Origin of the sequence: Youngiibacter multivorans (assembly GCF_017873395.1) — a bacterium.
GTDB lineage: Bacteria > Bacillota > Clostridia > Clostridiales > Clostridiaceae > Youngiibacter > Youngiibacter multivorans.
Genome location: NZ_JAGGKC010000012.1, coordinates 99168 through 107510, shown reverse-complemented (window position 1 = coordinate 107510; position 8343 = coordinate 99168). Strand labels below are relative to the sequence as shown.

At 44.7% G+C, this 8343-nt stretch carries 8 protein-coding genes and 1 rRNA gene; 3 read left to right on the top strand and 6 right to left on the bottom strand.

What is annotated here, in order from left to right; genetic code table 11:
• The first annotated feature begins 151 nt into the window (after positions 1-151).
• A 5S ribosomal RNA gene (rrf, locus tag J2Z34_RS08705) occupies positions 152-269 on the top strand.
• Between the two features lie 109 nt (positions 270-378).
• Here the strand turns inward: rrf and J2Z34_RS08700 are convergent.
• The 6 genes from J2Z34_RS08700 to J2Z34_RS08675 all read right to left on the bottom strand — a co-directional run bounded on the left by J2Z34_RS08700 (position 379) and on the right by J2Z34_RS08675 (position 6417).
• Positions 379-1794 carry an aspartate aminotransferase family protein gene (locus tag J2Z34_RS08700; protein ID WP_209459471.1) on the bottom strand — a complete coding sequence of 472 codons (1416 nt, stop codon included), beginning with the start codon at positions 1792-1794 and terminating at the stop codon, positions 379-381.
• A 542-nt stretch (positions 1795-2336) separates the two neighbouring features.
• Complete coding sequence (locus tag J2Z34_RS08695) at positions 2337-3026, bottom strand: DUF4829 domain-containing protein (RefSeq protein ID WP_245250579.1); 690 nt, start codon at positions 3024-3026, stop codon at positions 2337-2339.
• Positions 3027-3099: 73 nt separating this feature from the next.
• Positions 3100-3591, bottom strand: coding sequence for a GNAT family N-acetyltransferase (locus J2Z34_RS08690; protein WP_209459470.1), 492 nt, complete (start codon positions 3589-3591; stop codon positions 3100-3102).
• Positions 3592-3719: 128 nt separating this feature from the next.
• The gene (locus tag J2Z34_RS08685; RefSeq protein WP_209459469.1) at positions 3720-4412 is read right to left on the bottom strand and encodes an ATP-binding protein; all 693 of its coding nucleotides are present in this window, start codon (positions 4410-4412) and stop codon (positions 3720-3722) included.
• A 53-nt stretch (positions 4413-4465) separates the two neighbouring features.
• Positions 4466-5875 carry a hypothetical protein gene (locus tag J2Z34_RS08680; protein WP_209459468.1) on the bottom strand — a complete coding sequence of 470 codons (1410 nt, stop codon included), beginning with the start codon at positions 5873-5875 and terminating at the stop codon, positions 4466-4468.
• A 62-nt stretch (positions 5876-5937) separates the two neighbouring features.
• Positions 5938-6417: a PTS sugar transporter subunit IIA gene (locus J2Z34_RS08675; RefSeq protein WP_209459467.1), complete on the bottom strand. Its 480-nt coding sequence runs from the start codon at positions 6415-6417 to the stop codon at positions 5938-5940.
• Positions 6418-6646: 229 nt separating this feature from the next.
• Here J2Z34_RS08675 and J2Z34_RS08670 point away from each other — a divergent pair, with 229 nt between their 5' ends.
• Both J2Z34_RS08670 and J2Z34_RS08665 read left to right on the top strand, forming a co-directional pair.
• Positions 6647-7588, top strand: coding sequence for a polysaccharide deacetylase family protein (locus tag J2Z34_RS08670; RefSeq protein ID WP_209459466.1), 942 nt, complete (start codon positions 6647-6649; stop codon positions 7586-7588).
• Between the two features lie 16 nt (positions 7589-7604).
• The gene (locus J2Z34_RS08665; RefSeq protein WP_425348042.1) at positions 7605-8291 is read left to right on the top strand and encodes a response regulator transcription factor; all 687 of its coding nucleotides are present in this window, start codon (positions 7605-7607) and stop codon (positions 8289-8291) included.
• Positions 8292-8343: the final 52 nt, after the last annotated feature.

The following is an 8343-nucleotide window of genomic DNA, read 5'->3' as shown; positions in this document are numbered from 1 at the left end:
TTGAAACGTTTCTCAGGTATATGGAGTTTTGAGGGAGCATATCTCTCAATGATGAAACTTGTTTCATCTAATGCAGATGAATAGTTTGCATAGCCATTCTGCGATTCTTCGAATCTGCACGAATGGATCGAAAAACCTAAGGTTTTTCGTATCTGGTGTCTATAACTTTGAGGGTTACACCCGTTCCCATTCCGAACACGACGGTTAAGCCTCAAGGTGCCAATGATACTGCAGGGGAAGCTCTGTGGGAAAGTAGGTCGTCGCCAGGTCATCTAAATCCCCCGGATCTTTTGGTCCGGGGGATTTGCTTTGCTTTGAAATACTAGAATTGAGAGAACACATCAGTAATATAGCTGATGTGTTCTATTGTTGTTTCATTTAAGAATGGAACTTCTTCTTAAGGAATGAAACTATAACGGTTTTTGAACTTGACCTGACAACGCCAAAGAAGCCTTTGTTCCTATGGCAGACCGTATCCAGAGCCTTCAGGAACTTATCAATTTGCTCATATGATATGGTGAGAGGCGGTTCCAAGCGGATTACCTTAGGATTATTCAAAGTATATGCAGTGATGATATGGTGCTTGTTCAGAAGCTCGCCGGCTATCAGGGAGCCCACGTATTCATACGAAAGCTTTTCAAAGTTACCTCTTGTGACCTTATTGAGGAAATTATTCTTGGGCTGAGCGAATTCGATTCCGAGCATCAGACCTCGACCGCGGACTTCTTTGATTATTGGATATTTTAGCTTCAGCTTCTGGAGTTCAGCTAAAAAATACTTGCCCTTTTCTTCAGCCTGTCCAGGCAGGTCTTCCCTCAATGTCACCTCGAGTGCTGCCAGGCCTGCAGTTACTGCTCTTGTGTTGCCTCCAAAGGTGGACGTATGGAGAACCGCTTTATCCAATGTGCCATACGCGCTTTTCCATACTTTTTCAGTTGCAATATATGCTGCCAGGGGCATTATCCCGCCGCCAAGTGATTTTGCAAGGCACATGATGTCAGGGGAGACATCCTCGTATTCGCAGGCGAACATCCTTCCGGTGCGGCCAAGCCCTGTCTGTATCTCATCGACTATAAACAGCGTTCCGGTCTCAGAGCAGATTTTTCTGACGTCACGAAGATAACCAACAGGTGGAACTATAATCCCGCCTTCTCCCTGGATAGGCTCTACGATGAAGGCTGCAACATCTTTTGCAGCCAAGGCTTTTCTAAGTGCATCAGCATTTCCGAAGGGAACAAAACTGACTCCTGGTAACATTGGAGAAAACGGCTTCTGGTATTTTTTCCTTCCAGTAACGGATAAAGCTCCAAATGTCTTACCGTGGAATGATCCTTCACAAGAGACTATCCTGGATTTTCCTGATGATGCCCTTGCAAGCTTCAAGGCACCTTCAACAGCTTCTGCTCCACTGTTAGAGAAGAAGGAATGTTTTAGCTCTCCTGGACAAAGATGGGCAAGATTGCTGGCTAGTGCCCCAGTCAGCGGATTCAATGAAATCTGAAGAAAATTGGGCAGAGCATCTACTGACTTCAATGCTTCTATGACTTCACTGTTGTTATGCCCGATGTTAAGGGCTCCATATGCACCAAGAAAGTCTATATACTCATTGCCATCGCTATCCCAAACCGAGCAGTTCTCAGCACGAACAAATAGCTTATCGAAATTAAGGAACCCTAAAAGCCTTACCAATCCAGGATTGATGAAATTCTGATGATTCTCGGCATTTTGCTTTGCTGTCAATTTTAATGCATCCTTATAGGTTATGAAACCAGATAACTTTGTTGATGAAGCCAATCTAAATACCCCCTTTCATGAGCATCCAGGAAAAAATGATTACTGAAAACATGCTAATACCTTAGGTGGTATATTATATATTTAGTGATGTATTCACCGATAAAAACAATAGATTCGGTATGCAAATCGCTTTAATTGAACCAATTCAAAGCAGCAATTGCTCTAATAGGCATACTTTCAGCAAAATAAAACACCTTATGCATATTCTTATCAATTACATTGAATCACATTGCTTATAATAATCGATGCAATATGCATGGATTTTTCATAAACTATCAGTTAATTTTGCAATATAGCTATGAATCAGAAAATGTAAAACATTTATGAGCTAGCCAAAGCTGAAAGATCATATTTACCTAGGAAGATTGAGATAATCACAGCCTGGATGATGGGGGACATCGTGCACAAAAGGGACGAAAGAATGAGATAATAGGGAAATTCAATAAAAGGACAAATAGATATTTCAGTAAAGGAGAGAGATTCAGCTTGAACCTCTCTCCTCATCATATATTTACTTAAATAACCCTGATCATAGAATACAATCAATAACCCTGGTCATCTATTATCCAATCACTGTTTTCACTTTGCCTTATCAAGATCCACTGGTAATCTGTGTAGGTTGAATTGGGATTAAGGACTGGATTTTTTCCGGAGCCATCCACATGAAACTCTGAGAGCAGAATGATGACATTCTTCGGGTCTACTCCATTTACAGAGCCTTTTCCATTTTCCATATATCCCTTAATTAGCCGTTCTGATGTTTCCTCGTCATAGATCAATTTTGTCAGGTTTGCGGATGGGAAATGGAATTCAGTCTTCACCAGATTAATGGCCTCGGTTACTTCTTCTTCTGAAAACTTAAGAGACTTTCCGGCTTCGATCGTGATTTCAGATAATCTGAAGATAGCTCCCTTTTCAACCAATGATTCAGCTAATTTTCCGCTGTCAAAGATAAGATCGTTCCCATCGATCCTGAACCTGTAGGTCTCGTCAGCGCTGACTGACAGAATCAGCATACCCTTTTCTACCGTATAGGTACCGGTAGGTAGATAGGATGTAGCGAGATTCCTATTGAATACGAATTTACCATCATCTTCCAGGATAACCCATGCCCATTCTGCAAGTTCGGTTCCCTGCATCACATATTTTCCTGTCTTAAGTTCCTTATTGGTGCATCCCAGAGCGAGCATCAGTGAGAATGCTGCAAGCAGAGCTATTATTCTGGTTTTCATATTCTTTCATCAACCCCAATTCCAAAATAAACTGATATAACAGGTTCAACCTATTGGCCAGGGCAGGGATTATTTACAGCACCCGATAATGCGGCACAATGTCCTCATACGTGCCATCCTTCATGAGGAAGCCCTGGGGAATGATGCCAAGTTTCACGAAACCAAGCTTTTCATAGAGGTGAAGGGCATTTTCGTTTGTCTTCACCACAGCGTTGAACTGCATGATCATGAAGCCCAGTTCCTTCGCCTTGCTAAGTGAATGCACTACGAGCTTCTCTCCGATATGGTGACCTCGCAGGCCTTTCTTTACAGCATAGCTTGTATTGGAAATGTGTCCGCATCGTCCTATGTTGTTCGGGTGGAGGATGTAGAGTCCGACAATGCTTTTGCTGTCCTTGTCGTAGGCTAGGCCGGTGAATGACTGCTGTGAGAAAAATTCATGACCGCTGATTTCTGTCAGCAGGTCCATCTGTGGAAAAGCGATGCCATCCTCGACAATATCATTCCAGATGCTGATCGCCTCGTTAATGTATTTCTTTTCGTATTCCCTGATTTCGATATCCATGCCTTATCGGCCTCCTATGTTCGTATTGCTGCATCTTCAGATTAATCATGGGTATTCGAATTTACCGGATAAATGGAAATTTATCCGGTAAATTATGTTCTATAGCTTATTTCTTCTCAACATGCTTATCAGTCCTCGAGAATCTCACCCTTTGAGGATATGGTAACAACCTGCCAGGGGATCATCTTTCCGCTGTTCTTCATGGCAGTAGTTACGGCGCTTGTAAGACCGCCGCAGCATGGAACCTCCATGCGGACTATTGTAATGTTCTTTATGTTGTTCTCTTTTATTATTGAGGTCAGCTTTTCAGAATAATCCACGTTGTCGAGCTTAGGGCATCCAATTAGGGTCACTCTCTTCTTGATGAACCTGTCGTGGAAATCACCAAAGGCGAATGCGCTGCAGTCAGCTGCTATGAGAAGATTCGCGCCCTCGAAGAATGGTGCCTTGACCGGAACAAGCTTGATTTTTACAGGCCACTGTGAAAGCTGTGACTCGCCGCTTGTATGGACAGGAGCCTGCTGCTTTACTGTTCTTTTTGGTGTCGGTTCTGCACTGAAAGTCATCATCTGGGGCTGGTTCTTCTTTGCCATATTGGCCTGCACTGCTTCTTCATCATATGCAGCGGCTTCACGTTCAACAAACGTTATGGCATTCTCAGGACATGCCGGAAGGCAGTCTCCGAGGCCGTCACAATAGTCGTCCCTCATGAGCTGTGCCTTTCCACCTACAAGTCCTATTGCTCCTTCATGGCATGCTGTAACGCAGATTCCGCAGCCATTGCATTTTTCTCTGTCTATGTTAATTACCCTTCGTATCAATTGTGGTCCCCCTTATTAATCATGTCTTGTATATCACATTAGATTATATCATATCACATGCCATTTCCTGACCTTCTCTTCCATACTGCCCTGGCTATCAGGAGGAGGATCGCGAAGACTATGATTGGCGGTAGCAGCAGCGTAAGCATGAAAATCAATCCATAGCTTCTGGAAAGCCATCCGTTGAACCTGTCCGACAATGTTATCTTCTCAGACTTATATACCGTGAAGACAAGGTCCTTGTCAGGAAGAGTCTCAAAGGACGATTTGTAGTTCCTGGCAGCAGTACTTTCAAATTCAAGTGTGCTTTCGAGCAGGTATGGTTCGGTTTCAGATGTCCTTATCTCAATATCCAGGTCCTTGAAGCCATCCCAGAGTGATGCCGGGCTCAGAAGATAGCTGAAGGTGTACTTTGGAGTAGATGTTTCTCTCCTGTCCATGGTGCCTGAGGAAAGATACGAGACAGAGACTTCCCTTGAGGTTTCCTTCATGAAATCCACTGAGTAAATGAACAGTATGTACCTGTCAGTGTACAGGGCGCTTGTAAGGTCGTCGATGCTTGCAAAGCCATCGTTGTTCTGGATGGCCTTATCAACCTCCCTGGCCAGGACGTTCCAGTATTGCGTGGAATCATCGGTTATATTCCTACCAAGGAGACGTTCACCCTCATTTAGTAGGAAGTCCCTTATGTTTACCTCATCCTCTGAAATCTCATAGGTGAAGCCGTCATTCTTCTCCTTTTCTGTTGCGTCGACGTAGCCTTCGACTGCAACATCAAACCTGTCTCCAATGACAAGGAATTCAATTTTATCTGTACTGTCGACCCAGGACTTAAGCTCCATCCTGTCACCTTCTCTGGAGTATCCGTTGAAGTCCAGGGCGATGATATCGGTGTCCTTGCCCTGAAGGTCCATTGGAACTGAAATCATAAGCGATGAAGAACCAGTCTTCTTAACATCTATGCTTACAAGGGTAGCTTTTTCATCAGCATTGAAGCTTACGGGCTCATAGTCCGTCTTTGAGACTGCCTGGATTATGTTTGAGAAAGTCAGAGGATCCCTTTTTTCTGAATCCGAGAAGGTACCATAGCCTTCGGCAGGTTCTCCGAAAAAGAGTGAAAACGGCACTTCTTCTCCATCAGCTGTGATCCTGACCTCGCCTTCATAAAGGCTCTGGAGGCTGCCGATGTAGGGAAAGGCCATTGTCGATGTGGTATCCTCGCCTGCAGACATTGAATAGGCTGCTGTAATCCTGCATAGTGGGCTGTACCCGCCTTTGAGGCCTTCACTAAGGTCGAAGAGAAGCTTCTCTGAATCGACACTTATGTCAGTTTCCTTGTCAACAGACATTATGACAGATGAAGGATAACCCTCCCAATATACTGGAGCAGAATTTGCCAGGACCTTTGAAAACGGGGTGAGAAGCATTATTGCAGCTATAGCTATTACAAGAATCCTCTTCATTCAGAACCTCCCTGATGTCATATATTACACATTCTGACAAGCCTTTATTCTTGGTTTATGGGTTACTTAAGCCTGACTTTGAGTATGTCGGTTTTTCCTGCTTCAGCATCAATTCCTGAATATGCAGATATTGAACGAACTGAATCCGGATCAGTCAGTAGGACAGGTGAAATCAGGGACAGGCCTGCGTCTGTTATTGCGGCAGGGTCGAATCTTACTATCGGAGTTCCCTTGGTCACTTTTGTACCCTGCTGTACAAGCACCTCGAAGCCTTCACCGTTCATGATTAGCGTATCAATACCAATGTGCACTGTTAATTCAAGCTTGTCCGGAGTCTTAATCGAGAATGAGTGCCCTCCCTGGAAAATAAGTGTTATATCTCCATCAGCAGGCGCTACGGCCACATTCCCGGTTGGAATCACTGCAATACCGTCTCCTGCCATCCTCTGGGAGAATACCTCGTCCGGTACCTCACTCAGGTCAATGGTCTTTCCTGTAAAAGGCGATACTATGTCGACATATTTGCCAAAAAATCCAAACAATGGATCAGCTCCTTAAAAAAATCATTGCTGCATGACACAGCCATCACAAACATTCTATATCATATTGAGATAGAATGGAATGTTCCAGATTCGGTGCAAAGGTGAATTTGCCTTCAAAATCACCATTTATGCCCGTATATTTGTTATGATATAGGAGATGATTCCTGTTTGTAACAAAATATGATGCAGCGCAACTTAGAATTAAGATAAAGACAGATTCGGAGGAAATATGAGAAGAAACAAAAATTTATTCGCACCAGAAAGAAGAGGCGGAACCGGAAGGATTCTGAGGACAGTTGGAGCAGTTGTAATACTTGGGACTGCAATAGGACTTGGAGTATTCTACCTGTTCGGGAAAGGCTACTTTACTTCAAATAAGCCTGTTGTTGTTGACAATACCCAGCCGACAGTTGTTGAGACCGTACCGGTGGTATCCCCTGAGGATCTCGTAAGGAACGGCAACCACATTGTAAAGGCTGATGAATATGCATACTTGACAAAGGACGTAAGGGACTGGATGACCGGAAAGGTGCCGTACACCGGAGAAAAGCTGGTGTTCCTGACCTTTGATGACGGACCTAATACTGAAAGCACAGCAAAAATCCTTGATGTCCTCAAGGAAGAGGGTGTACCGGGCACATTCTTCGTCATAGGAACGAGTGTGGAGAAGGCAGGATCCGGTGAAGTCATCAACAGGATACTTGAGGAAGGCAGCTCAGTTGCCCTCCATACATACAGCCATGTCTACGAGAAGCTTTATCCCAAGAACACAGGGGATGCAGTATACATCCAGGAAGAGATGGTTAAGCTTGTCGATGCCATAAGGACAGCAACAGGCAAGGATGATTTTGACAGCAAGGTATTAAGGTATCCAGGCGGACATATGTCATGGAAGGGAATGGACAAGGTTGATGAGGTCATAGGAGGACTGGGGATAGAATATGTGGACTGGAATGCCATAAACGGTGATTCCGAGCCTACATCGAGAAGGCCTAAGGACGCTCAGGCAATGGCAGACTTTGTTTTCGACTCACTCAACTACACAAAGATAAAGTCGGTCGTAGTGGTCCTGATGCATGATGCTACAAACAAGCCGCTTACACCGGAGTCACTGCCGCTTATCATAGCTGAATTCAAGGAACAGGGGTACAAATTCGGTATCTTAAAATAGAATGGATGTGATGTTTGTGAAGATTCTGATATGTGAAGACGAGTCAAGCATAAGGGCTTTCCTGAAGATAAACTTTGAACGTAACGGATTCTCGGTGGTCGAGGCAGGCTCAGGAGAGGAAGCCCTGAGGCTTGCTGAGCTTGAGAGACCAAAGGTTGTGGTGCTGGATGTCATGCTGCCGGGAATAGACGGCTTTGAGGTATGCAGAAGGCTCAGGGAGAAGCATCCGGAAATCGGAATCATCATGCTGACTGCCAAGGGAATGGACATGGACAAGATTACAGGCCTCGAAAGGGGAGCTGACGACTATGTGGTCAAGCCCTTCAACCCCACGGAATTCATCCTGAGGACCAAGGCGCTCATTAGGCGCCTTGAGGAAGGGAAGACAGTGAAGAAGGACGAGTACAAGGTCGAAAGCCAGGGCTTCGTCATGGACAAGTATTCGCAGACCATAATGAAGGACAGCGTTGTCCTTGACCTCACTCCGAAGGAATATGCGCTGATGAGCATCTTCCTCGAAAATCCGAGAAAGGCTTTTTCACGTGACGAGCTCCTTAACCTTGTGTGGGGCTACGACTTCATAGGTGACCCGAAGATCGTTGATGTCAACATAAGAAGGCTCAGAGCCAAGGTGGAGGACAATCCGTCAGAGCCGGCATTCATAGAGACCGTATGGGGCACAGGCTACAGGTGGTCAAGATAGCTTAGGAAACCAAAAGGATGCTCTTGGTTTCCTTTTGGCATTAAGAAGAACA

Coding starts and splice junctions, on each gene's coding strand:
- J2Z34_RS08695 (WP_245250579.1), bottom strand. CDS start 3,026: ATGAAAACCAGAATAATAGCTCTGCTTGCAGCATTCTCACTGATGCTC.
- J2Z34_RS08690 (WP_209459470.1), bottom strand. CDS start 3,591: ATGGATATCGAAATCAGGGAATACGAAAAGAAATACATTAACGAGGCG.
- J2Z34_RS08680 (WP_209459468.1), bottom strand. CDS start 5,875: ATGAAGAGGATTCTTGTAATAGCTATAGCTGCAATAATGCTTCTCACC.
- J2Z34_RS08670 (WP_209459466.1), top strand. CDS start 6,647: ATGAGAAGAAACAAAAATTTATTCGCACCAGAAAGAAGAGGCGGAACC.